This window comes from Streptosporangium carneum (assembly GCF_027922005.1).
GTDB lineage: Bacteria > Actinomycetota > Actinomycetes > Streptosporangiales > Streptosporangiaceae > Streptosporangium > Streptosporangium carneum.
In genome coordinates this window covers 218,744-241,891 of the sequence record NZ_BSEV01000008.1, presented here as the reverse complement: position 1 = coordinate 241,891, position 23,148 = coordinate 218,744, and the positions used below count along the sequence as shown (strand labels likewise).

At 68.5% G+C, this 23,148-nt stretch carries 21 protein-coding genes; 10 read left to right on the top strand and 11 right to left on the bottom strand.

Going from position 1 to position 23,148, the window contains the following annotated elements; all coding sequences use genetic code 11:
- Positions 1-170 precede the first annotated feature (170 nt).
- Positions 171-3,221 carry a S8 family serine peptidase gene (locus PKF00_RS19750; protein ID WP_271219039.1) on the bottom strand — a complete coding sequence of 1,017 codons (3,051 nt, stop codon included), beginning with the start codon at positions 3,219-3,221 and terminating at the stop codon, positions 171-173.
- 370 nt (positions 3,222-3,591) lie between these two features.
- Complete coding sequence (locus PKF00_RS19745) at positions 3,592-3,948, bottom strand: hypothetical protein (protein ID WP_271219038.1); 357 nt, start codon at positions 3,946-3,948, stop codon at positions 3,592-3,594.
- 695 nt (positions 3,949-4,643) lie between these two features.
- On the opposite strand from PKF00_RS19745, the gene PKF00_RS19740 reads away from it, so the two are divergent.
- Positions 4,644-5,783 (top strand): sensor histidine kinase, encoded by a 1,140-nt coding sequence (locus PKF00_RS19740; RefSeq protein ID WP_271219037.1) that lies wholly within the window; start codon positions 4,644-4,646, stop codon positions 5,781-5,783.
- Positions 5,780-6,439 (top strand): response regulator transcription factor, encoded by a 660-nt coding sequence (locus PKF00_RS19735; RefSeq protein ID WP_271219036.1) that lies wholly within the window; start codon positions 5,780-5,782, stop codon positions 6,437-6,439. The genes PKF00_RS19740 and PKF00_RS19735 overlap by 4 nt, the downstream gene beginning before the upstream one ends.
- Here PKF00_RS19735 and PKF00_RS19730 read toward each other — a convergent pair.
- Complete coding sequence (locus tag PKF00_RS19730; protein ID WP_271219035.1) at positions 6,429-7,205, bottom strand: DUF2306 domain-containing protein; 777 nt, start codon at positions 7,203-7,205, stop codon at positions 6,429-6,431. The genes PKF00_RS19735 and PKF00_RS19730 overlap by 11 nt on opposite strands.
- A gap of 283 nt (positions 7,206-7,488) precedes the next feature.
- On the opposite strand from PKF00_RS19730, the gene PKF00_RS19725 reads away from it, so the two are divergent.
- Positions 7,489-8,475, top strand: coding sequence for an NAD(P)-dependent alcohol dehydrogenase (locus PKF00_RS19725; protein ID WP_271219034.1), 987 nt, complete (start codon positions 7,489-7,491; stop codon positions 8,473-8,475).
- A gap of 16 nt (positions 8,476-8,491) precedes the next feature.
- Here the strand turns inward: PKF00_RS19725 and PKF00_RS19720 are convergent, their stop codons facing one another.
- Positions 8,492-9,592, bottom strand: a complete 1,101-nt coding sequence (locus PKF00_RS19720) for a serine hydrolase domain-containing protein (protein WP_271219154.1) — start codon at positions 9,590-9,592, stop codon at positions 8,492-8,494.
- Positions 9,593-10,711: 1,119 nt separating this feature from the next.
- Between PKF00_RS19720 and PKF00_RS19715 the strand changes: the two genes are divergently transcribed.
- Positions 10,712-13,282: an RCC1 domain-containing protein gene (locus PKF00_RS19715; protein ID WP_271219033.1), complete on the top strand. Its 2,571-nt coding sequence runs from the start codon at positions 10,712-10,714 to the stop codon at positions 13,280-13,282.
- A gap of 163 nt (positions 13,283-13,445) precedes the next feature.
- Here the strand turns inward: PKF00_RS19715 and PKF00_RS19710 are convergent, their stop codons facing one another.
- The 3 genes from PKF00_RS19710 to PKF00_RS19700 are packed head-to-tail and all read right to left on the bottom strand — an operon-like array spanning position 13,446 to position 14,346.
- Positions 13,446-13,745 (bottom strand): hypothetical protein, encoded by a 300-nt coding sequence (locus tag PKF00_RS19710; RefSeq protein ID WP_271219032.1) that lies wholly within the window; start codon positions 13,743-13,745, stop codon positions 13,446-13,448.
- On the bottom strand, positions 13,742-14,134 hold the full coding sequence (locus tag PKF00_RS19705; protein ID WP_271219031.1) for a hypothetical protein: 393 nt from the start codon (positions 14,132-14,134) through the stop codon (positions 13,742-13,744). The genes PKF00_RS19710 and PKF00_RS19705 overlap by 4 nt, the downstream gene beginning before the upstream one ends.
- Positions 14,131-14,346, bottom strand: coding sequence for a hypothetical protein (locus PKF00_RS19700; protein WP_271219030.1), 216 nt, complete (start codon positions 14,344-14,346; stop codon positions 14,131-14,133). Before PKF00_RS19700 ends, PKF00_RS19705 begins: the two co-directional genes overlap by 4 nt.
- Before the next feature lie 879 nt (positions 14,347-15,225).
- On the opposite strand from PKF00_RS19700, the gene PKF00_RS19695 reads away from it, so the two are divergent.
- The 4 genes from PKF00_RS19695 (at position 15,226) to PKF00_RS19680 (ending at position 17,136) form a co-directional block, all read left to right on the top strand.
- Entirely contained in the window at positions 15,226-15,501 is a 276-nt protein-coding gene (locus PKF00_RS19695) for a GntR family transcriptional regulator (protein WP_309298418.1), read from the top strand.
- Between the two features lie 152 nt (positions 15,502-15,653).
- A complete protein-coding gene (locus tag PKF00_RS19690) occupies positions 15,654-16,502 on the top strand; it encodes a helix-turn-helix domain-containing protein (RefSeq protein WP_271219029.1) in 849 nt (282 codons plus the stop codon).
- Entirely contained in the window at positions 16,489-16,698 is a 210-nt protein-coding gene (locus PKF00_RS19685) for a DUF397 domain-containing protein (protein ID WP_271219028.1), read from the top strand. Before PKF00_RS19690 ends, PKF00_RS19685 begins: the two co-directional genes overlap by 14 nt.
- A gap of 57 nt (positions 16,699-16,755) precedes the next feature.
- On the top strand, positions 16,756-17,136 hold the full coding sequence (locus tag PKF00_RS19680; RefSeq protein WP_271219027.1) for a glutaredoxin domain-containing protein: 381 nt from the start codon (positions 16,756-16,758) through the stop codon (positions 17,134-17,136).
- 220 nt (positions 17,137-17,356) lie between these two features.
- On the opposite strand, the gene PKF00_RS19675 is transcribed toward PKF00_RS19680, so the two are convergent.
- Positions 17,357-17,653, bottom strand: a complete 297-nt coding sequence (locus PKF00_RS19675) for a hypothetical protein (RefSeq protein WP_271219026.1) — start codon at positions 17,651-17,653, stop codon at positions 17,357-17,359.
- Between the two features lie 226 nt (positions 17,654-17,879).
- Positions 17,880-18,176: a hypothetical protein gene (locus tag PKF00_RS19670; protein ID WP_271219025.1), complete on the bottom strand. Its 297-nt coding sequence runs from the start codon at positions 18,174-18,176 to the stop codon at positions 17,880-17,882.
- Positions 18,177-19,416: 1,240 nt separating this feature from the next.
- Here PKF00_RS19670 and PKF00_RS19665 point away from each other — a divergent pair.
- On the top strand, positions 19,417-20,514 hold the full coding sequence (locus tag PKF00_RS19665) for a methyltransferase domain-containing protein (RefSeq protein ID WP_271219024.1): 1,098 nt from the start codon (positions 19,417-19,419) through the stop codon (positions 20,512-20,514).
- A 122-nt stretch (positions 20,515-20,636) separates the two neighbouring features.
- Here PKF00_RS19665 and PKF00_RS19660 read toward each other — a convergent pair whose 3' ends face one another.
- On the bottom strand, positions 20,637-20,891 hold the full coding sequence (locus PKF00_RS19660; protein WP_271219152.1) for a MerR family transcriptional regulator: 255 nt from the start codon (positions 20,889-20,891) through the stop codon (positions 20,637-20,639).
- 683 nt (positions 20,892-21,574) lie between these two features.
- Positions 21,575-21,940, bottom strand: coding sequence for an STAS domain-containing protein (locus PKF00_RS19655; protein ID WP_271219023.1), 366 nt, complete (start codon positions 21,938-21,940; stop codon positions 21,575-21,577).
- A 501-nt stretch (positions 21,941-22,441) separates the two neighbouring features.
- Here PKF00_RS19655 and PKF00_RS19650 point away from each other — a divergent pair.
- The gene (locus tag PKF00_RS19650; RefSeq protein ID WP_271219022.1) at positions 22,442-23,068 is read left to right on the top strand and encodes a DUF7691 family protein; all 627 of its coding nucleotides are present in this window, start codon (positions 22,442-22,444) and stop codon (positions 23,066-23,068) included.
- Positions 23,069-23,148 lie beyond the last annotated feature (80 nt).

The window sequence follows — 23,148 nt, the reverse complement described above, 5'->3', positions numbered from 1 at the left end:
GCGGGTGCCGTCGGGGAACCGTACGGTCGTCGGCCGCGAGCTCCCGGAAGAGCCCCGGGGAACGGCGCTGTTCCTGGTAGGGGGTGGGGACGGGGGAGCCCCCGTCCCGGCCGGGAGGCTGGGACGGGGGCTTCGGCGCGGGGCGGTCAGCGGCGGTGGGGCGCCCGCTGTCAGGGCACCGTCAGGGTCACCGGGACCTGGAAGACCGGCCGGCGCCCGCTGGTCGAGCGGATGACGAGTTCGCCGCTGCGCGTGTCGCCGGGCGCGAGACCGGCGGTGGAGACGGTGACGGTCAGGGCCGCCGACTGGTCCTTGAGGAGTCCGCCCGTCCCGGGAGAGACGCTCAGCCAGCCGGGCCGGTCCGATTCGGCGGTGACGTCGAAGGGGGTCGGCCAGCCGTGGTTGGTGAGTGTGACGGTCGCCGTCCTGGTGGCGCCGGGCGGAGCCGTCAGACTCACCTGCGCGGGTGAGGCGGTGACCTTTCCGGTGATCAGGGCGGTGTCCACGGTGGTGACGGCACGCGGGGCGACGGTCACGTACCGGGTGGTGGTGCCGTAGTGCTGCCTGGACACCTGCGCGGTGTGGTTTCCGGCGGGGATCTGGCCGTAGAAGGTGCCGTCCTGGCCGGTGGTGAACGTGGCCACGTGGGGGAACGTCACCGTCGCCCCGGCCACCGCCTGGCCGTCGTTGGCGTCGGTGACCGTGCCGCGCACCACGCCGCGATCGGCGGTGAACGTCAGGCTCTGCCCGTTGGTGAGCGAGGTGGTGTTGTAGGAGTAGAGCAGCGCGTCGGTGCTGGTGGCGTTCTCGATCCCGATCGTGGCGTCCTTGCCCTGCTCGAGGTCGGTGCCGAGGTCCTTGTAGCGGTAGCCGATCGTGCCGTCCTCGCCCAGCAGTACGGAGAACGACAGGCGCGGGCCGGTGTCCAGCAGGGCGACGTCGCGCCATTCGATCACGAAGGACCGGCGGGGGGCCGTGCCGACCGTGGCGGTGTAGACGCCGGCGCCGCCGCTCACGTTCAGGTCGTCCCAGAACGGATAGACCGCCAGATGAGGGGACTCCCCGTCCGGCAGGGCCGCGTTGTGCCCGTCGGCGGATGAGATCGCGGTGAAGGACGCGAACCCGTCGGAGGCGACCCAGATCTCGCTCCGGGGGGCGCCGTAGAAGGGCACCGGGAACGGCAGCGTCACCCGCTCGGCCGCCGTTGCGCCGGCCAGCGCGAGGCGCTGGGTGCCCGCCACGTACGGCTCGGCGCCCTCGGTGCAGGTGTAGCCGAAGGCGTCGCTGCGCAGCCGCAGATCGATGTTCTCGGTCTGGTCCGCGGTCATGGTGATCTGCTCGGTGGCCGCGGCGACGCAGCGGGAGGTGGCTTTGATCTCCAGGCGGTGGGAGCCGTGCGGCAGCTCCATCCGGTAGCGGCCCGCACCGTCGGTGACCACCTTGACCGACGTGCCGGACACGGTGATCGTGGCACCCGGCTCGGGTACGCCCGCCGCGGTGACCGTGCCGGAGACGACAGCGTGGGGCAGGCGGGTCAGCGTGAGGTCGGCGCTCACCGTCTGGCCGTCCGCGACCGTCACCGTCCGGGAGGAGGCCTGGTAGCCGAACCGGGTGGCGGTGACCTGGTAGTCGCCGGGAGGCAGGCGCGGCACGGAGTAGGTGCCGTCCTCGCCTGTGGCCACCGTACGGCCCAGCGGCCCGGTGACCGTCACGTCGGCCTTGGGCAGGGGCAGGCCGCCGGCGGTGAGCGTGCCGCGCAGGTCGCCGAGCGGTTCGTCCGGCGCGGCCTGCACGGCGGCGTGGGCGTCCAGGGCGCCCTCACCGGCGACGTTGTTGTCGTCGGATGTCCCGCCGCATCTCGTGTCGGGGATGTCGACGGCGGTGTCGTCGAGCAGCAGCCGGGTGGCGGCCACGTCCCTCCTCAGGGACGGCGCGGCGGACCACAGCAGCGCGACCGCGCCGGCCACGTGCGGGGACGCCATGGAGGTCCCGGTGTCGTTGACGTATCCACCGCCGAGAGCCGCCGAGCGTATGTCGGTCCCCGGGGCGGAGATGTTGGGTTTGATCTCCCCGTTGTCACCCGGACCCCGGCTGGAGGTGTAGTACATGTTGCCGTTGCTGTCGAGGTTGCCCGCGCTGTAGCTCGCGACGTACTTGGCGGGGCTGATGCTTGAGTCGCACGGTGTTTCGTTCCCCTCGTTGCCGTTGGCGAACATCGGGAAGATGCCCGCGGCGACCCACGCCTCGACGGTCTGCCGGTAGTCGAAGACACGCTGCATCCAGCCCCAGGAGCTGTTGATGATGTCGGGGGCGAGGTCGGGACGGGGGTTGTGGCCGTTCAGGTCGGTGGGCGCGATCATCCACTGCCCGGCCGCCAGCAGATCGGCGTCCCCGCAGCTGCCGGTGCTGCAGCCGTTGGTGGCGATCCACCGGGCGCCGGGCGCGACCCCGATCCCGTTCTTGCCGGTCATGATGCCGGCCACGTGCGTGCCGTGCCCCTGCCGGTCGCACGGCGCCTGCTCGAGGCAGAGTCCGCTGGGGTCGAACCAGTTGTAGTTGTGGTCCACGCTGCCGTCGGCACGCCTGCCGCGGTACTGCTCGATCAGCTCCGGGTGCTCGAAGTCCACTCCGCTGTCGAAGACGGCGACGACGATGCCCTCGCCCCGGTTGTTCAGCTCGTTCCACACCCGCGGCGCCTTTATCCGGTCGATGTTCCATTCGACCGTGTTCGCCGCCCTTGCCCTCGCGTCCGCCTTGCCCGGCTTGTGTTTGGGCATCTCGACCGTGCCGACGGGTTCGACGGCGGCCACCTCGGGCAGGGCGGCGATCCGTGCCGCCAGCTCGGCGTCGGCGGTCACCTTCACCGCGTTGACGATCCAGAACGGGGTGTGCTCGGCGTGCCGTTCGGTCAGCAACGCGCGGAGCCTGGCCTGGGACCTCTTCGCGTGCGAGGTCTTGGAGTCGTACACCGCCTTGGCCTTGGCCGCCTTCGTGACGGCCGCGCGGGCGGCGCCGAGATCGGCCTCGCCCTTCAGGCGAACCCAGAAGGTAGCCTGGCCGTCCTTCAGGTCGGCGCGGACCGCCGCGTCGATCTTGCCGGGCTCGGACGGCGCGGCGTTCGCCATGCTCTGGGGAAGGACCAGGCACAAGAGCGCGAGCATGCCGACGAGCGCCCGGACCAGACCCCTGGGTAAGGCTGGGCGCTGTGGGGGATGAGACATCTGTTCTCCTTGTAGGGCGGCAGGGGGGATGGCGTGCCGTCCGGACACGGCTCCGATGCGAAGCGCGTCTGTCCTGCGGTGTCGGCGGAGCCCGCCACGATGTCCGCCTCCACGGCCGGGCCGTGTCTCCGCCTTCACGGCCGCGCCGTGTGCCCGGGGCGTCCCGTATCGCGCAGGTGATGTGTCCGGCCGGGCCGGCGTGCGGTGCCGAGCGCCGTGGGGTCGCGCTGCGGCGCTCGGCACCGCGCACCGGCCCGGCCGGGACGAAGCTCCGTGGCCGGGGGCCGGGGCTCCGGCTGTTTCCAAGGGGTGCGGGCTCGGGAAAGGTCCCGGCCGGATCGGGATCCGGCCGGGGGAGGGCGGGCGCGGGTCAGCTGACGGCGGCGCAGATCGCGTAGACGCTGATGCCGACGTCCTGGTAGTCGTTCTGGCGGCCGAGGCCGATCCATCCCGTGCCGTCGTCGGTGGGGAAGGAGCCGACCAGGATCGCGTCGTTGCCCTGGGCCTCGGCTCCGCCGCCGACGGCCCGCTTGCCGGCGGGGCACTTGACGACGCGGCGGGTGAAGTTGGGGACGTTGGCGTTGGGCAGCTTGACGATCTGGTAGCCCTTGAAGGCGGCCACGGAGGTGGAGGAGGCCGTGGCCGGGGTGACGACGGCCACCGCCGTCAGGCCTGCACAACCGACGAGGGCGGCCAGGGCGACAGATGTGAGTTTGTTAGGACGCATGCTCTCTCCTGGGTCGGATGATGCTGCTGTGGCGACAAAGGCACGACGCGCGGAGCCGGTTGTCTCCGGTCGCGGGAAGACGGTGGTACGGCCGGCGCCGCCGTCGGTCCTGCACCGTCGGACGGCGCGGAGTGCGCGGCTTTCGATCGGGGAGAGGCGGCACCGGTGGAGGATGGAGCCGATGTGGTGACCGATGCGCCTCGCAGGCCTGGGTGCGTCCCGGCTACGCGCGGGTGTGTGGGGCGCACAGAACGTGAGGGGCGCACAGAACGTGTGGGGCGCGCAGAAGGGGAGTGCTCATCGGGGGAGCCGCACTCCCCGGACGCGGGGCCGGTGGCGGTCACGGTGAGACAGGCGGTCAGGGAGTTCGCCGTCGGCCGTCATCTGTGAATTCTGTGGTTTCTTGCGCATTTACCTCCCTTCTTGGGTGAATCTTTAATTAGTTTGTCGGGTTACGGGTGGGTTGTCATTGACCATTTCTGTAATTGTTGTTGACGGTTTCTGCACTCCCTCGCGGCGGGGAGAAAGCGTGGGCGCCCTCCGGGGGGTGGGACCTGTCGTGGCGAGAGGTGTGCCACGCCGGTTCCTCCGGGTGACGGCACGGCGACGCGCCGATGCCGGTGGAGGCGAGCGTGCCGGTGAAACGTGTGTTTTCAGATGCTCCAGGGTGGAACGGGCTCTCGTACGATGATGTGGTGTCCGGCCTGCTGCGCTCCGTGTGGAACGAGCCCCGCCCTCCCGATCCGCCGTCGCGGGTGTGGCGGGACTGGGTGCTCGTGGGGGTGCTCGTGCCGGTCGCGATCCTCGAAGGGGTCCTGCGGCCCGACCTTCCGTGGCGGGCCGTCTCGGTGATCGTCACCGTCGGGCTGACGCCGACGTTGCTGTGGCGTCGGACCAGACCGCTGCCGATGGTCGCGATCGTCTGCGGCGTCACGAGCCTCGCCCCGCTGCTGACGGACGGCGTCCCCCTGGAGACGTACACGATGGTGTACCTCCTGGTCGTGTTCTACGCGCTGTTCCGGTGGGGGTCGGGACGCGAGGTCGCGATCGGGTTGACGCTCATGATCGTCATGGTCTCCCTCTCGCTGCTCTTCGGCCGCCTCACCCCCGGCGACATGGTCGGCGCGTTCGCCGTCACGTCCTCTGCCGTCGCCCTGGGCGGGGCCTTCCGCTACCGCGCCGGGGCGAGGACGCGCGAGCTCGAGCAGATCAAGCTGCTCGAACGCGAACGGCTGGCCCGCGACCTGCACGACACCGTCGCCCATCACGTCTCGGCGATGGCGATCCGGGCACAGGCCGGCATCGCCACGTCGGCGTCGCGGCCGGACGCCGCCACCGAGGCGCTCCACGTGATCGAGGCCGAGGCGGCGCGCGCCCTCGACGAGATGCGCGCCATGGTCCGCCTCCTGCGCCGGGACGAGTCCGCGGAACTGGAGCCGGGCCGCCGCATCGCCGACCTCGAACAGCTCACGGGCCGAGGCCGTTCCGGCCCGTCCGTCGACGTGGAGATCTCAGGCGACCTCGGCGACCTTCCCCCGTCGGTCGAGGCCGCGATCTACCGCATCGCCCAGGAGTCGGTCACCAACGCCCGCCGGCACGCCCGGCACGCCACCCGCGTCGAGGTCCGCGTCACCGCCGACGACACCTCGGTGCGCCTGCGCGTGAGCGACGACGGCGACAGCGGCCTCATCCGTCCGGCCGCGTCGCCGGGGTACGGACTCATCGGCATGATCGAACGCGCCGACCTGCTCGGCGGAACCTGCGAAGCAGGCCCCGACTCCGATCGCGGCTGGACCGTGACCGCCGTGCTGCCCCGGACCGGGGCGGCGACATGAGCGGCATCCGGGTGCTCGTCGCCGACGACCAGGAGATCGTCCGCACCGGGCTCGTGATGATCCTCGGCGCCCAGCCGGACATCGAGGTCGTCGGCGAGGCCGCCGACGGGCGGCGAGCCGTCGAGCTCGCGCGACGCCTACGCCCCGACGTGTGCCTGTTCGACATTCGCATGCCGGGCCTCGACGGCATCGAAGCCACCCGATCCCTCGCCGGGCCGGACGTCGCCGACCCCCTCGCCGTCGTCGTCATCACCACATTCGACCTCGACGAGTACGTCTACGCCGCCCTGCGAGCCGGTGCCCGGGGGTTTCTGCTCAAGAACGCCGGGGCCGCCATGCTCTCCCAGGCCGTCCACGCCGCCGCCGCAGGCGACGCGCTCATCGCCCCGAGCGTCACCGCGCGCCTGCTCGGAGCCTTCGCCCGCACCGGGCCCGCCTCGGCGCCGGTGCACCCCGTCGAGGTGCTCACCGACCGGGAGGAACAGATCCTGGCCGTCGTGGCACGCGGGAGGACCAACAACGAGATCGCCGACGAGCTTCACATCTCGCTCAGCACCGTCAAGTCCCACGTCGCCAGCCTGATGGCCAAACTCGGCGCCCGCAACCGCGTCGAGATCGCCATGTGGGCCTACGAGACCAACCGCGTCAGGAGCTGAGCCGGGTCGTGCGACCGCCCGCGTCGGCGGGACCTGACCTGGCGCGGCCCGGCCTGTTCGGCCGCCTGCGGATGATCCATTCGGCCACGGCGACGTTTATCACCCAACCGGCGCCCATGAGCAGCGCTCTGGGAAGCTCGCCAGGCGTGCCGACGAGCAGGAACCAGGGCAGGTGGGTCAGCGCCTGCGTGCCCGCGCCCAGGCCGATCGCGTAACCACGGATCATCCAGGCGCGGTGCCGGGCGAAGTCCCGCCGCCGGATCGCGGTGAAACCGAGAACCACGGCCAGGAGCATGGCCGAGCCGAACACGAGCCGGAGAGCGGACACGAGATCACCGTCACCGGCGGGGCGCGGATAGAACAGGGTCATCCACAGCCCGGAAAGCGCCGAGACGAGTCCGCACAGGACCAGGACCCGTCCGGCGACGCGGTGCCAGCCGGGCCTCCGGCGGCGGAGACGGGGGGCGAACTGGAAGGCCCCCGCGACGCTGTACAGGCTGACACCGAGGATGTGCAGCACCACGGGCAGGGGAGCGGCGAAGAACCGCGCGTTCGCCGGGGTGACCTCCGCGCCGCCCGTCAGCTCGGTCAGGCGGACGGTTCCGGCGATCACCGGAATCGCGCTGAGCAGAAGCAGCGCGGCAGGCACGAGCCAGGACGTCCCGGCTGAGGAGGCCACGGCGGAAGTCCGTTCCGTGCGCCCGCCGTTCGTCGCCCGGTCGCCTCTCTGCGGCGGAAGGTGTTCTGTCAGGCTCTCGTCGGTCATGACCCGATCGTGACGACCGGGACGGTGACGGTTCATCGGCGGAACGGTCTGACCTGAGCCGGCCGATCAGCCGCCAATCAGGCGTACTTTCGGCTGATGAGCCCTCTGAACAGGCCTTCTACGCTGATTTCTCGTGGCCCGTGACACGCTCGCCGTTCTCAGGGCGGCGACGTCTCGGCCCTGTCGACGCGGCCCACGACGTCGATCCGTGAGCGCGGCGGTCCCCGGCGGGCCCGCTGCGCGGCAGAAGACCCCCGCACCGGTGATGGATGAGGAGAATGTGATGAAGGCGTTCGTCCTGCGTTCGTACGGCCCACCCGAGGCGTTGGAGCTCACCGACCTCGACAGACCCGTGCCCGGCGACGACGAGGTGCTGGTCCGGGTGCGCGCCACCTCCGTCCAGCCGTACGACTGGCACCTCATGAGAGGCGAGCCGTACCTCGCGCGCCTGATGGGCGGCGGCCTCGGCCTGCGCAAGCCGAAGATCGACATCCTGGGCGCCGACGTGGCGGGACAGGTCGAGGCGGTCGGCAGGGACGTGACGGAGTTCCGCCCCGGCGACGAGGTGTTCGCGATGTCCAAACAGGGCGGCTTCGCCGAGTACGTCTGCATCAAGGAAGGCGAACTGGCGCCCAAACCGAAGAACCTGTCGTTCGAGCAGGCGGCGGCGGTGCCGCTGGCCGCCAACACCGCCCTGCTGGGCCTGCGCGACCAGGGGCGGGTTCAGCCGGGGCACAGAGTCCTCGTCAACGGGGCCTCAGGAGGCGTGGGCACGTTCGCCGTGCAACTCGCCAAGGCGTTCGGCGCGCACGTCACCGGCGTCTGCGGCCCGCGGAACACGGACCTGGTCCGGTCGATCGGCGCGGACGAGGTCGTCGACTACACCAAGGAGGATTTCACGCGGAACGGCAGGCGCTACGACCTGATGCTGGACATCGCGGGAAGCCGCCCGGGATCGGCCTGCCGACGGGCGCTGACCCCCAGGGGGACCTACGTCGCCGTCGGCGGACCGGGTGGCCGATGGCTGCAACCCATGGGGCACATCATCTCGGCGCTCGCGGTTTCGCCGTTCGTGTCCCAGAGGATGTTCCTGACGAATGTGGTCCGGTGCACGGAGAACAAACAGAACCTGATGACGCTGACCGAACTCGTCGAGGACGGCAGGGTCACCCCCGTCGTCGACCGGCGCTACCGGTTCGAGGAGATCCCCGCCGCCGTCAGGTACGCGGAGGAGGGACACGCCGCGGGGAAGGTCGTCGTCGCGCTCTGAGACACCGGACCCGGTCTCACCCGGCGCACATGGCCGCGTCGAAGGTCGCGATCAGGTCGGCGGCTTTGCGGGGGGTGTCGGCCGAGCCGGTCACGTAGACCGTCGCCGTACGGCCCCGCTCGGACCTGCCGCTGAGCACCGTCACCCCGGGCACGTCACCGCCGTGCAACCAGGCCGTGCCGCCGCAGGGCAGCTTTCGCTTCCCCAGGCCCAGGCCGTACCTCTCGCTGAGCGGCCATCGCTCGGGATCGGCCGTCGCGACCGTCGGCGAGAACATGGCGCGCAGAGTCGCGTCGGGGACCAGCTCGCCGTTGAAGACCCCCTCCCAGAAACGGTTCATGTCGGCCGGGGTGGACACCAGCCCGCCGCTGGCGCCCAACTCGTAGCCGGGCAGCGCGGTGACGTCGCCCTCCTTGTCGGGAGCGGTCGGGAGGGTGCCGTAGAAGCGGGCGTGCGGCCCACGCAGACCCGTCTCCCCGCGCCTGGGCCAGTAGGTGCCCTTGAGCCCGAGCCTGCCGAAGATGTTCCTGGCCGTCACGACGCGGAAGTCCTGCCCGGTGACCCTGTTCACGATCATCCCCGCCACCAGGTAGTTGGTGTTGGAGTAGGCCCACCGCTCACCCGGCTTCCCCGTGGGTTTCTGTGCCAGGGCCAGGGCCAGGTATCCCTTGGTGTCGGGAAACGGCTTGTTCCAGTCCACCAGGAACACGTACTCCGGCAGCCCGCTGGTCTGCTGCAGCACCTGCCGTACCGTGATCTTCCGGCCGTCGCCTCCCTTGCCCCGCACCACTCCGGGCAGGTAGCGCTCCAGCGGAGCGTCCAGCTCGATGCGCCCCTGTGCCACGAGCTGCAACACCGCGACCGCCATGACCGGCTTGGTCACGCTGGCGATCCTGAATCTCCCCTCCGCCCCGACCATCGGCGTGTCGGTTCCGCGCTCGGCCACCCCCGAGGTGAGCGTTCCCCCGTCACTCGTGTGCAGCAACGCGCCCGTGAACCCGTCCGCCTTGGTCAGCGTGTCCAGCATCGTCTGCGGATCCGCCGGGCCGGCCGCCGCCGCGAAGGCCGGAGCCCCCGCACTCAGCGCCACCGCCGTCAGCACGCCGACCGCTGCCATCCGTCGCACAGTTGATCTCCCCATGCCCTGAAGTCTGTCGGCCCGTGATCGCCAGGACAGTCATGTCGGCAGCCGTACCGGGGGTAGGGCGTGCCCTACCGCAGCCGGGAAAATCCCCACCGAATCCTCCACACGAGGCCAGCCGTTTCTGCACATGCCAGCCGTGCCGTGCGGAACATGACAGACACGCGGGACTTCGGCGAGTGGGTGCGGGATTTCGAGGCGGAGGCCGAGCGTCGACGGCCGTCGACTCGCCTTTTCCACGCGTCGGCATGTGGCTGCGGCGTTCGCGAGGGCGAGTGTCGTCCGGTCGTCGCCGTGCCGTGTTCGTGCCCTGAGAACCGCGTTTGTTCGTCCCCGTGGTGTGGCGGGGTGTTTCTCGCACGATGAGGTCCGAAATTCTCGCACGATGAGGGCCGTCAGGGGCGTGTTTCCTTCGGCTCTGTTTCACCGGGGTTTCGCCCGGATCCGCTCCGCTCCGGAAGCCGCCCTCTCGTGGCAGTGTCCTGTTCCGGGAAGAGCGCGTGGTCCGTGCGAGCCTTCTCCGGTGGTTCGTGCGCGCCTTCTCCGAAGGGAAGTCCACCGGCTCCGGAAGGAAGCCCGGCGGGCCCCCGCCGGGGGCCACCCTTCCCGCGACGTGGTCGCGTACGACGACCGGCCGGACACGGAACGCGGTCGAATATCGAATGACCGTCATTTCTACGGGCTTTTGTGATCGCTGTCAAGCGTACCCTCATTAAATTTTCGCGACAGATCAAACCTTTTAAGAATCGATGAAATAACTCCGTGTGCCCACTTAACAGCCGATCGTGTAAATCGCATTAAAGGTTGATTTTTAAGTGGGTGATCGGCCTATGCTTATTCGTCGGGTCTGTTGTTTTCATGACGTATGTCGATTGCGCGAGTAATGGGCCTTCCGGTGGCGTCGAGGCTCCGGATCAATGCGCTCGGGAAGCACGCCGTCGCTGTTCGGCATGCCCGGGGTCACTGATGGTGAGGCTCTGAACTCGTGCGTCGAAGACGACGCCAGAGGAGAGTTTGTTGTCCGTTCACTCCAATGCCCGGATTCATAGAAGTTTATGGTCGTCGCGTCGGCGACTGGCCGCGGCCGTGCTGGCCGTGGCGGTCGGTGCGCTGTCCGGGATGGTCTCGGCGGGGACAGCCTGGGCCGAACCCGCTCAGGCCTATGACCACAGCAAGGACAAGGGGAAGGCACCCGGGACGCACGGGCCGCTTCCCAAGGGGTTCTCCACCACCCAGTTGTCGGTGAAGTTCAAGGCCGACCGGGAGGTACGGCTGCGCGACCGCAAACTGGTCGCGGAGAACTCGGCCGACGCCTCCGAGGTGCAGCGGGTGCTGGCCAAGTACAAGGGCGCGTCGATCAGGCCGCTGTCGTCCACCCCCGAGACGAAGGTCACCCAGCAGCGCCTCCAGCTGGAGAAGCGGGTCGGCCGGGAGCTGCCCGACCTGAACTCATGGTTCGTCGTCACCGTGCCCAAGGGCATCGAGTCGCTGCTGAGCGACCTGAACGCCCTGCCGTCGGTGGAGATCGCCCAGGCGAAGCCGATCCTGACATCCCCCACCGAGCCGTTGAGCTCGCACCAGAAGTACCGAAACGCGGCCAACTCCGTCCAGGGCGGAGGGGTCGACGCCGACTACGCCAACGCGCAGCCCGGCGGCAAGGGCGACGGCATCACGGTCACCGACATCGAGGTCCAGTCCGTGGTGACCCCGCTGTACGGGCAGCAGACGGTGGCGGCGGGTGACGACCACTCCCTGCTGGTGTCGTGGGCCCCGACGTTCGGGCAGGTGTGGTCGTGGGGTGACAACGCCCAGGGCCAGCTCGGTCTGGGGCACACCACGACCAAGAAGGTCCCGGTCGCCGTCCCCGGCCTGACCGGCGTCACCGCCGTCTCCGCGGGCAACGCCTTCTCGGTCGCAATGAAGAACGACGGCACCGTGTGGGCCTGGGGCGACAACAGCCAGGGTCAGCTCGGCAACGGCACCCTCACCGACAGCTCGGTCCCGGTGCAGGTCGCCGGAATCTACAACGCGGTGGGCGTGAGCGCGGGCGCGGGCCATGCCCTGGCCGTCCTGGCCGACGGCACCGTCCGGGCCTGGGGCGACAACAGCCAGGGCCAGCTCGGCTACGCGGGCACCGACTCGCCGGTCGCGATCGCCGTCCCCGGCCTCACGGGGGTGTCCGCGACGCTCGGCACCGTCGCGGCGGGAACCGCCCACTCGGTCGCGGTGCTCTCCACCGGCACGGTCAAGGCCTGGGGTGACAACAGCCAGGGGCAGCTCGGCGACGGCACCACCACCGACAGGATCTCCCCGGTCGCGGTGTCCGGCCTGACCGGCGTCAGCCAGGTCAGCAGCCGCGCCGACCACGTGCTCGCCCTGATCTCCGGCGGCACGGTCAAGGCCTGGGGCGACAACGCCCAGGGGCAGCTCGGCGACGGCACCACCACCGACAGGAAGACCCCGGTCGCGGTGTCCGGCCTGACCAACGTCAGCAGCGTGTCGGCGGGTTCGCTGCACAGCGTCGCCGCGACGTTGTCGGCCACCTCCGACACCTACACCTGGGGCGACAACGCCCAGGGGCAGCTCGGCAACGGCACCACCACCGACTCCACCACCCCCATCGCGATCTCCGCGAACAGCGAGACGATCGCGGCCGGGCTGGCGCACAACGTCACCAAGCTCGGCCAGTGGCTCTACGTCTGGGGCGCCAACGGCAGCGGCCGTCTCGGCGACGGCACCACCACCGGCAGGACGTCCCCGGTCGAACTGCTCGGGGTGCTGAACTCGTGGAACCTGTGCCATGAGGACCTGGCCGGGCGCGTCGCGGCCGGCGAGGTGGTCCAGGTGCCGCCCATGTTCGGCGACCCGTGCTCCAACGACTCCTCCGTCCACCACGGCACCGGCGTCGCCGGAGTCATCGGCGCCCAGGACGACAACGGGGTCGGCATCGCGGGCATCGCGCCGAACGCCACACTGCACCTGTCCGGCACCGCCGTTCCCGACGCCGTCGCCTACGCCACCGCGCACTCCAGCCCCGGCGACGTGATCCTGTACGAGGTCGCGATCGTGACCTCCAGCGGTTGGTACCCGTGGGAGGTGGACAGCAGCGTCTACGACCAGACGGTGCTGGCCGTCGCGGCAGGGGTGACCGTGGTCGAGCCGGCGGGCAACGGCGGCAACGACCTCGACGACTCCAGCGACACCTACGCCACCACCATCATGGGCCGCCCCGACTCCGGCGCCATCATGGTCGGTGCGGGATCGCCGCCCAGCCCCGGCGGGACGAACTGCACCGGCTCCAGCCCGGCCCCGGAGCGGAGCGCGCTGTCGTTCTCCACGTACGGCCTGCGGGTGAACGTCCAGGCCTACGGCGCGTGCGTGGCGACGCTGGGCGCCCCCGGCTGGCAGGAACTGACCCCCTCGGAGACCAACCCGAACAAGCTGTACGCCGGCACCTTCAACGGCACCTCCAGCGCCGGCGCCATCGTGGCCGGAGTGGTGGCCGACCTCCAGGGAGTGGCCAAGAACGCGGGCGCGGTGCTCACCCCGGTCGAGGTCAACGACACCCTCAGAAGCACCGGCACGGGCCAGCACATCGCCGACCTCCACCACATCGGCCCGCACCCGAACCTGCACGCCGCGATCGACGAGATCCTGGCTCCCTAGACGAGATCCTGGCTCCACAGACGAACGAGTCCGGGCGGCCGTGACAAGGGCGCGGCCGCCCGGACGCGGACAGGACGAGGTGCCCCACTCCTTCCCGGGTCGCACGATCAGGGGGTACGGCGTGCCGTGCGGGTTCGCGGAGCCGTACCGGGTCGGTCAGGACCTACAGGAAGGTCCGAGGGGTGATCGGCGGCTCCGGAGGAGGCAGGGCGGCCAGGATCTCGGTCTGGGCCTTCAGTTTCTCGTCCAGTTGCTCGGCGGTGGCCGCCCTGATCAGGAGCCGGACACCTGCCGCGACTTCCTGTTTGGTGGGGAAGGCGCGGCGGTAGGCGCTCCAGACGCTGTTGCCGGTTCCGGCGTCGTGAAAGACCCGCCAGCCCGGATGCGTCTCCTCCAACGCGGTGCACTGCCGCCGCCGTGCGGGGTCGGGGCGGCTGGGACGAGGCGGTGGATCAGTGTTCATGCGACCCACTGGTAGGGATGCGGCGGTCCGGGCACCCGCGTCGGGGAAGTGACGATGCGCGGAGGGGAGGGAGCGTCGTGGTGCCCGTTCGGGAGAGGGGACACGGAGAGCGTCCGGGCGAAGGCCGTCTCCTCCTCGCGCATCCGCGCTTCCAGCCCTTCGGCGGTGTCGTCGCAGACGATGACCGGCTCGGCTGTTTCCCAGTGCCTGGCGATGGCGTAGAAGCGGCGGTTGCCCAGGCTGTAGAGAACCAGCCAGGCAGGCATGGAACGTTCCAGTCGTTGGGCCTCATCCCGGGCGGGGCCGTCCCACAGGCGGCGGTGGACGCTGGTGTGCGGCTGTCCGTCGCGGTGGCGTCCCGGCGGGCGGGAGCGACGCAGCCTGATCACGAGGTCACCTGCCGGGCGATCTCCTCCTGCCGCTCCACCGCGTCCCGAACCTCGGCGAAGGTGTCGGCGTCCACGGCGGGATCGGCCCCGGCGCGCAACGCGTCGATGGAGAAGGGCGCCTGACGGAAGGCCCAGAAGCGTCCGGCGTCGCTGAGGATCAGCCGCCAGCCCTCGATCGTCTGACTCGTCAGGATGGCCTTGGCATTCTCCATGGATCGCGCTCCTTCGCGCTCAAGGGTTCGGCTGGAGCTGCGGGCGTCCAGCCGGACTCGGCTTGTGGGGTGGGTGAGGAGAACGTGCGGCGCGCCGCACGACGTGGGCGGCCGAAGCTCGGGGACGGTCCAGGCCTGGCCGGTGCCATGAGACGGGGGCAGGCGGTCGCGGGCAGGCCGACAGCTGCCGACCCGTGGGCCGCCGGGCCGCGACAGCCCGATGGATCGGGGACGCGGGCGGGGGAGGGGACGGCGTGTTCTTCTGGGCAGCGGCGGCCGTACCGGTGGTGTGGCCGAGACCGACGTGCACGGCAGCGGTTCGCTCCGAACAGGCCCGTTCGATGTCAGGGGCTGGGCGGCGGTCTTCGGGGCGGGCGACGTCTCCGAGGCGGCCGGTGACGTCCGTACGGCGGGCCGCTCGGGGCGGCGCTGGGCGGGCACCTTGGCCGTCGCGATTGGAGCCACCTCTGCGGGCGCTGCGACACGGGGAAGAACGCACGCCCCGGCGCGACGCCGTTCCCGAAGACGGGCCGCCATCAGCGCGCCGTCCGGCTGGACGTAGTCATGGTCGGAGCGGTGACCGGGACAGCCGTGCGCGTAGGGGGCGTGACCGCAGTCGGCACACCCCATAGGCATCGGTGCGGCGTCGGCGAAGCAGCCGCAGTCGTCCCTGATCGACAGCCGGTCCAGGACCGGAACACTAGGGTTGGTCATGGGTCAGGAGTGCCTTCCTGATCAAGGACCCGTCCGGACGTGGCAAGCGTCGGCCGGGTCCGTTTCATAGAGTCATTTGGGCAGTGAAGTCGCTCGCATGTTCGAATACTTGTATCTACTCGTCTGTACTCGTGTGCACTCGTAGCTAGATGATCTAGCTCGTAGGTGCGCGTCTACATTCGTCTGGTGATCGAGTTTGAGCCTGACCGGCCCATATGGATCCAAGTGGTCGAGGTCCTTCAGGGGAGGATTGAGCGGGGGGAGTACCTGCCCCGCCACCTTGTGCCCTCCGAAGCGCAGATGGTCCAAGAGTTCGGTATTGCGCGCACAACTGCGCGAAAAGTGGTCGCGTACCTGAGGGATCAAGGGTTCGTTTATACCGTTCCGCAAATCGGAACTTTTGTGCATAGTTCGGATAAGTGGAGTAAAGAGCGGGATTGATGGGGTAAAATCTGACATATAGGAAATAGATCGAACTGGTTTCGTCATAGTGTTCCCTTCGGGGGTGCCGGTCACATCATTGACGTGCAATGCGCACCTGTGCAAGCGATTTGCCTGTAGAGTTTTTGGAACAGGGGCGGCAGAATGCCGTCATGTCGATGAAGTCCCCCACCGTTCGCCATCGCCGTCTAGGCCGTGAGCTGCGACGACTTCGAGAGAATGCTGGTCTTAGCGTGGCGGAGGTGGCCGTCCAGCTTGGCTGGTCAGTCAGCAAGGTGAACCGGATCGAGAATGCAAGGATCGCTCTAACGCCATCCAGCGTCAGCCACGCTTGTGACCTCTTCGGTGCGGACTCGTCTACGAAAGCCGGGCTGATCCAGCTATGTAAGGATGCCGCCGTGCGCGGTTGGTGGACTGCGTACCATGACGTGTTCGGGGGCTCATATGTCGTTCTAGAGGCAGATGCGTCGGTTATCCGTACTTGGGAGCCGCTGTTGATTCCTGGCCTACTCCAGCACAAGGAGTACGCCCAGGAGCTGATCCGAGGTGGTCGCCCCGACCTTGGCGCATCCGATATCGAGCGTCGCGTGGCTGCCCGGATGACCCGCAAGATTCACCTGCTCGGGCCGAACGCGCCCACGTTCCACGCTCTGGTGGATGAGGGAGCCCTACGGCGTCCGATAGGGCCGTCTTCCGTCATGGCTTGCCAACTCGACGATCTACTCCAGGTCGCCGACCGGCCAAACGTCACTATCCAGATCCTGCCTTTGGCGGCTGGCCCGCACATCGGTCTGGACGGTGCTTTCTCGGTGCTGTCCTTCGATCCGGAGGACCCTGACGTGGGCTACACCGGTTGCCCTGGCGGAGATGTCTACGTAGAAGCCACTGATCAGGTCCGTAGCCTTAGGGTGGCATTTGAGCGCCTCATTGACACGTGCCTGTCCCCCGAGGAGTCCACGGCGGTTATCGCCGAGGCGAGGAGTGAACATGACCGCCCCTGACTTGTCTACCGCCGTGTTCCGCAAGTCCAGCCTTAGCGGCAGCAGCAACGACAACTGCGTTGAGGTGGCGACGAATCTTCCCGGCCTCGTCGCGGTCCGCGACAGCAAGGACCCTTCCGGCCCGGTACTGACCTTCCCTCCGGGTGTCTGGAGTGACTTCCTGAGGAGCATCCGCCACGGGCACCTCCAGGAGTGATGAAGGTCGGCAGGGTGCGCGGAGGGGCAGGTGAAGCGGCCTTGAGATACTTCCCCCATGTCCCCTTCGCTGGTCGTTCTCCTCGTCGCACTCGCGTTGCTGGTCGTCACGAACCTCCCTCGCCGGGGCCGGGCTGCGTCATACAAGGACGCGGACCACAAGGGGGTGGTCGTCTACTGGCGGCCCGGCTGCACGTACTGCATGAAGCTGCGCACACGACTGCGCTTCACGCGGCTGCGCTACAACGAGGTCAACATCTGGGCGGACCCCGACGCGGCGGCGTTCGTCCGTTCGGTCGCGGACGGAAACGAGACCGTGCCGACCGTGACCGTGGCGGGAGAGGCGATGGTCAACCCGTCGAAGAGCCAATTGCTGGAAGCGGTCAGAAAGCACACCCCACACCTGGCCCCCGACACTGACAGACCAACCAAAAGCTAAGAAACCAGAGCTGAGATCCCCTAGAGCCCCTACTGGTGACGTTCCGTGCTCCTCGGCGGCGTAGCGGTTCATCTGCGGAACCCGTGGAAGACGCCGTCCGCATCGACGCTCTTGCCGAGGTCCATGTTGGCGATGGAGACGCCGTCGTTGACCAGGCGGCGTGGACGTGCGCCAGGGCGGCTTAGCGCTGACGGCCGCCGCCCTGACGCCTTCTGCCGTTCTACGGCTCCAGTTCGAGGCAGAGTCCCACCTGGTGGCCACCGGCCCTGCTCTGCAGCGGGATTGTGGTGGTCTCACCCGTCGGTGCCACAGCCGTGGCGCCGGAGGTCACCAGGGCATAGGCGCGGGCGAGTTCCTCCACCGCCGTGGACGCCTGGCCCTGATGTCCGTCAGCGATGGCGTTCGCCTGGGCCGTGATGGCCTTCAGCAGCGCGTCGCGCGCCTCGGCGGCCGCGGGCACCTCACGGACGGTGATCACGGCCGGAATCTGCTCGGGTGGTGTCTCCTGGATGGTCAACGCTCTCCTCGATCGGGGTGGTCCAAGTTCACAGTGGCGCTGTCGTTTGGACAGCGTAACCAGGTTCAGTCGGAGCCGCGGTGGACGCACAAGAGCTGGTTTTTGATGCCGTTCTTGTCGCGGTAGGCGGTGATCGACCTTCTAGCAGAAGGCCGGTGCCCTGTCCGGCTGACCAGGGTCGAGCGCCGGGCAGCGCGCTCTCCTCCTGTCCCATGCGCACCGGCGCTCAGACCGCGCTCACCCAGTGCGCCGTGACTCCGGTGCGTCCGTCACCGCCGCTTTCGATGAAGGCATCGCCGGTCCCTATCCGGTACGCGTGAAGCGTCACGACATCTCCGGCGGCGAAGGTCTGCAGGAGCGTCTGCCCAGCGGTGACCCGGAGTGTCACATTCACACCGCCGACGCCGCTTTGGGCCTCACTACCGGGAATGAGCACGCCGTTCTTGAACAATGCCGTGTGGACATACAGATACGGCCCTGCGGCGGCCAGCGCGTGGAGGGCGTGATAGGAGACCTCCCACACACCGGGAAAGGGAATCCGAAGGTCCGGAACCCCAGAGACCTTCTCGTGGGTACGGTCGGCGCCCTTGAGGGTGTGCCTGAGGGCGAGAGGGCCGCTCTGGACCCATTGCTGTGAGGCTCCCTGCTGGGCAGATGGAGTAGGTGATGTCATACCTGGCACGCTAGATCGGGAAGCGGCAGAATATGGATCGTCAGGATAACTTGGCCAAATAAGGCCAGGAAAGAGTGAAAGGCCAGTTCGGCGGGTAGTTTTTCCGGCCTCTCCTGTCTGAATCCCGGATACCGATTGGCGGTCTCACAGACATTATCATCCGTCAGCCGGGCAAAACGGATGATCCTGCTCACAGCGAGCTATGAGCGTTCTCGTGTTGAGCAGGGCCGCAGCGGTCGTTCGTAGGGCTCCGTCGACATTGGTCCAGAGGCAGGATCTAAGCTTGTTTTTCATCCTCCGGATTGTTGTGCTGAACAGCCCTCCACTCGGGTCCGTGTAACCAGCCGCAAAACAGCTGTGAGTGATCACAGTTACGGTTGGTACAGGCTGGTCGGCCTTCGGCCGGTGCCGCGGCGGCGTCGTACTCGCGGAGCATGCGCAAGACGGTCGCCGCCGAGGGGGGCGGCCCTTTTGGGCCATCCCCGCGTGCGCGGGGAGCACTCTTGCTGACCTGCGGGTTTATTGGTGACTGAGGCGAAAATTAAGCATTTTCGTTGGATCGGGCCCTTCGTGCGTGCCGTTCGGTGTATGCGGTCCGGACATTGATCACAGGCTGAAGCTAGTGATGTCGCCCATGTGTCGTTCGGTTTATGCGACCTGAACCGAATCAACGCCGTTGAGTACGGCTGGGCCGCACGCCGTAAACGATCAGTTCGTTGAGCAAGGGAAACATCCCCGGCAAGCTGAAGGGCGCATGGGCGGCCGTCATCACGAAGGCGGCCGCGTGGCCATAGACCTCGTGGTCGAAGAGCGATGGAGAATGATGTCTCCTCTTGGTTGCCTGTTGCGACGCTACGCTTGTCGGCGAACGCTCCGCGTCAGGACTCCGTGTAGTGAGAGGCAAGCGCATGGGGGAGCACGAGGGTGACCGGCATCCGAAGCCGCAGCCTTTCACACCGACGAAGCCAGAGCCCGACAAGTCCACACCGCCGGGTCAGCATGAGAAGCCGACTCAGAAGTGACGGCTGGTCCCGAGGCCGGACAGACGCTGTGTGACATCCTCCTCGAAGCGGGTGTGGCTCCGGAGTGGATGAGGGCATACGGCGAGGTTCCCAGGGCGCTTTTCCTCCCCGAGGTGATGTGGCCCTTCGACGACGGCCGTGACCTTGTCATCTCCAGAACGGACACTCCCGAGGAGTGGCGCCGCTGGGCGGACGCCGATGTGCCCATCACCACCCAGTGGGACGACGGCGACCATACGGGGACCGCTGTCGGCGAGCTGAGAACCAGTTCCGGTTCGATGCCCAGTCTGGTGTTCGCCATGTTCGCCGACCTGTCGGTGTCTGACGGGATGCGCGTGCTGGAGATCGGCACCGGAACCGGTTGGTGCGCCGCGCTGCTGTCGGCCCGGCTGGGTGAGCGCAACGTCGTCTCTGTCGAGCTCGACGCGGCGGTGGCCGCCAGGGCGCGCAAGGCTTTGGACGCGGCCGGTTGGCGTCCGGAGGTGGTCACCGGCGACGGCCTGCTCGGCTGGCCGGAGCGAGCGCCGTACGACCGGATCCTGGTGACCGTGTCCGTCCGCGAGGTTCCCAGAGCCTGGATCGACCAGGCGAAGCCGGGCGCGGTCATCGTGATGCCCTGGGGGACGCGTTACAGCCACCAGGACGCCATCGTCCGCCTGGTCGTCGCCGACGACGGCACCGCGAGCGGACGCTTCACCAGGCTCGCCCGGTTCATGCAGATCCGCTCCCAACGTCTGGAGGTCAGGCACGGCGACTACATCGACGGCGATGACTGGCCAGACGACACCCGCAGGTCGGTGCCGACATTGTCCGCGTCGTCCCTCATGCCGCCCGGCGTGGAGTTCGCCCTCGGCCTCCTGGTGCCCGACTGCACGCATGTCTCCGGTCACGACACCGACGGCACGCCGGGCGTCTGGCTGTACGGACTGACCGACCGCTCATGGGCGGCGGTGTTCTTCTACGGCGAGGACGGTCACTCGGCCTCCCAGGTCTACCAGGGCGGCCCCCGCAGCCTGTGGGACGAGGTCGAGGCCGCCTACCTGTGGTGGGTCGACCAGGGACGGCCAGGACATGGGGAGTTCGGGCTGACCGTCACCGCTGACGGTCAGCAGGCATGGCTGCGTGAGAAGCGGCAATCAGTTGAGGCGGTCTGGAAAAAGCCGTAGAGACCATCCCCGCGTGCGGAGGAACACTCGGTGCTCCGAGGCTGTCCCGCACCGGATGGCAGACACCCGGCAACGGAAGCGGGACAGATCGTGGAACAGGGCGAAGTGAGGGGAGTGGCCGGTCAGTCGCGCCGGCGCAGTTCGGCGTTGATGCGCAGGGCTTCGGCGAGCTGGTCTTCCAGGACGATGATGCGGCAGGCGGCCTCCAAGGCGGTGCCCTGGTCGACCAGTTCCCGGGCGCGGGCGGCCAGGCGCAACTGGTAGCGCGAGTAACGGCGGTGACCGCCTGCGGAGCGCTGCGGCTCGATGAGTTTGGCGGTGCCCAGGTTACGCAGGAACGCCTGGGTGACGCCGAGGATTTCCGCGGCCCGGCCCATGCTGTAAGCGGGGTAGTCCTCATCGTCGAACTTCTGATCGGAGTTGTCGCCGACCGTGCCGTGGAGGGGCTCGGCCGCCTGCGCCGTGAGGGCGCTGTCCCGGGGGACGTCCCGGAATTCGTTGTGGGATTGGGGACTTCGGGCTGTCAGTGCTTGATCCATTCAACCTTCCCTAACGCCGACAGGGGCCCCGGCGCCATGATGCGCCGGGGCCCAACGAGGTTCAACACCATCTACCGGCCCTGGGGCCGGTTCACTGCTTCCGCACTGGCCGCCCCGAAGGGCGAGGGTGCGGGGATCGCGTATGCGTGACCGTAGACCACCGTCCAATCCGTGGAGCTGCGGTACCCGTGCGGCGAACTTCAGCCGGCAGCGGGCGATCCTGATGGCGTTCAACACTCCTTTCGTTATCTCTGACTTCTTGATTCGATCCGTTACCGCTGTGGCAGCGCGTCCACGGCTGGACCCTTCAACCCTGCTGGCCCTGGCACGTCCGACCTTCTGCCGTCCATCTGCGTCGTTCACTGCTATCCACGTTCGTCCGGACAGTTCGTCGCCCTGCTCACGTACTGCTCTGCCCTCGTGGATCCGTTCCTTGCGATGTCAGAAACTCTAGCCTCTCCCATCGCGGATGTCTACATCTGTCACTACAGATTTTCGGTAGCGGGGGAACGATAAAGCTTTCATTCTGAGGGGAGCAGCTCGGCGACGGCCTGGTCGGTGCCCTCTCGCACCTCGAAGTGCGCCAACAGGCCGGTTCGGTCCAGCAGATGCCGTAATCCGTGGGGAAGGCCCACGAGCAGAAGACGGCCGGTGGCGGTGTCCAGGACGCGCTGCCGCAGGCGGGCCAGGACTCCTATGGCGGTGGAGTCGTAGAAGGTCAGTTGAGACAGCTCCAGCACCAGGCGCGGGCTCGACTCCCAGAGCGCGTCGACGCGGTCGGTGAGCGTGGGGGCGGTGATGAAGTCCAGGTGCCCGCCGACCCGCAGCACACTGCAGTGCCCATGATGGGTCACCTGCACCCGCAAGGCCTGCCTGTGATGATTCACCTCAGTCTTTCCCCTCGTCGCGCACCACCGGTGAACTGTCTGCGATACCCCGAACAGGGACGGCGATGCCCCTGCCGCCGAGGTCCGGCTCGACCGGGACACCGCCGGTCAGGGGGGCGCTCGTCCTGGGGCGACTCGATTCCTCATGGGCCTGCGGCACAGCCCCGAAAACAGGCCATCCGTCCCACATGCGGGGATGGCCCCGGCCGCATTCGACGGGGAGGCGGTCCAGGTCGGTGGAGGCGTGCTTCTTGTCGGCTGTGTGGGCGCGTGTGGACATGGTCAGCGGGTGGGCGGGGTGGGCATCGACAGCATCACCGAAGTGCCCGCCTCACGGGTGGGTGGAAGCGGCCCCCGTGCAGCCAGCCGTACTTTGGGCTTCTCGTTCAGTGCACGTGGCTCTCGTACACACGGGGACGCCAGATGAGTGATTTCCCAAGAAAGTGATCAGACGGCTGTCGTGTGCGGCCCCGGCTTTGACAAGATCACGATAATGGCGGGATGGCCGAACAATACATATCGGCGTTCGCGATCGATGCCGACGCCTTCCTTGGCATGGTCGGTTCCAACGACGACGCGCTCGTCCGGGTCGCTCTCGGCAGGATCGAGGAACTGAAGGAAGCCGACGAGCTGCTGCGGGCCACCGACGCGGCCGAGGTGGAGGCGGCGCTGCGGGAGGTCGTCGCCGGGCGGCTCGACCCGTCCCGTCCCGGCGGGTACGCGTGGTTGCTGGAGCTTCTCGGCCGCACCGCAGGAGATCCGCTCGGGTCGGTGGTCCTGCCGGGGCGCGGCTGGGACCGGCTTCAGGAGGCGTTTCACGTCTGGGGCCTGGTGAGCCTCGCCGACCTGTGGGGGCGGTGCTGGACGTTCCCGTGGCGCGACGCGGAGCCCGACGCGGACCCCTGGCCCTTCCCCATGCTCGCGTCGAAGGCCGACCTCGACCGCATCCACGCCGAACTCGCCGGCTTCGACACCGACCGGATCCACCTCGACTGCGAGCTGCTCCCGTACGACGAGGACGACCTCGAGGAGGCCGCGTGGCTGGTCGGCGAGAAGCTCCCGGCCTGGGTCGACGGCGCCCGCCGCAAGGGGCGCGAGCTGCTTGTCCTCCGTGACGGCGGCAAGTGACCCGAAGACGGCCCTCTCATCCTTTGACGCACGGTGTCCGGGGAGCGGGGGACGGTCCCGTCTCCCGACGTCGTATCCGC

What these genes read in the sequence shown, in the direction of transcription:
- PKF00_RS19750 (WP_271219039.1), bottom strand. Translation starts at nt 3,221, where the DNA reads ATGTCTCATCCCCCACAGCGCCCAGCCTTACCCAGGGGTCTGGTCCGG.
- PKF00_RS19745 (WP_271219038.1), bottom strand. Translation starts at nt 3,948, where the DNA reads ATGCGTCCTAACAAACTCACATCTGTCGCCCTGGCCGCCCTCGTCGGT.
- PKF00_RS19735 (WP_271219036.1), top strand. Translation starts at nt 5,780, where the DNA reads ATGAGCGGCATCCGGGTGCTCGTCGCCGACGACCAGGAGATCGTCCGC.
- PKF00_RS19730 (WP_271219035.1), bottom strand. Translation starts at nt 7,205, where the DNA reads ATGACCGACGAGAGCCTGACAGAACACCTTCCGCCGCAGAGAGGCGAC.
- PKF00_RS19725 (WP_271219034.1), top strand. Translation starts at nt 7,489, where the DNA reads ATGAAGGCGTTCGTCCTGCGTTCGTACGGCCCACCCGAGGCGTTGGAG.
- PKF00_RS19720 (WP_271219154.1), bottom strand. Translation starts at nt 9,592, where the DNA reads ATGGCAGCGGTCGGCGTGCTGACGGCGGTGGCGCTGAGTGCGGGGGCT.
- PKF00_RS19710 (WP_271219032.1), bottom strand. Translation starts at nt 13,745, where the DNA reads ATGAACACTGATCCACCGCCTCGTCCCAGCCGCCCCGACCCCGCACGG.
- PKF00_RS19700 (WP_271219030.1), bottom strand. Translation starts at nt 14,346, where the DNA reads ATGGAGAATGCCAAGGCCATCCTGACGAGTCAGACGATCGAGGGCTGG.
- PKF00_RS19690 (WP_271219029.1), top strand. Translation starts at nt 15,654, where the DNA reads ATGTCGATGAAGTCCCCCACCGTTCGCCATCGCCGTCTAGGCCGTGAG.
- PKF00_RS19685 (WP_271219028.1), top strand. Translation starts at nt 16,489, where the DNA reads ATGACCGCCCCTGACTTGTCTACCGCCGTGTTCCGCAAGTCCAGCCTT.
- PKF00_RS19680 (WP_271219027.1), top strand. Translation starts at nt 16,756, where the DNA reads ATGTCCCCTTCGCTGGTCGTTCTCCTCGTCGCACTCGCGTTGCTGGTC.
- PKF00_RS19665 (WP_271219024.1), top strand. Translation starts at nt 19,417, where the DNA reads ATGAGGGCATACGGCGAGGTTCCCAGGGCGCTTTTCCTCCCCGAGGTG.
- PKF00_RS19660 (WP_271219152.1), bottom strand. Translation starts at nt 20,891, where the DNA reads ATGGGCCGGGCCGCGGAAATCCTCGGCGTCACCCAGGCGTTCCTGCGT.
- PKF00_RS19650 (WP_271219022.1), top strand. Translation starts at nt 22,442, where the DNA reads ATGGCCGAACAATACATATCGGCGTTCGCGATCGATGCCGACGCCTTC.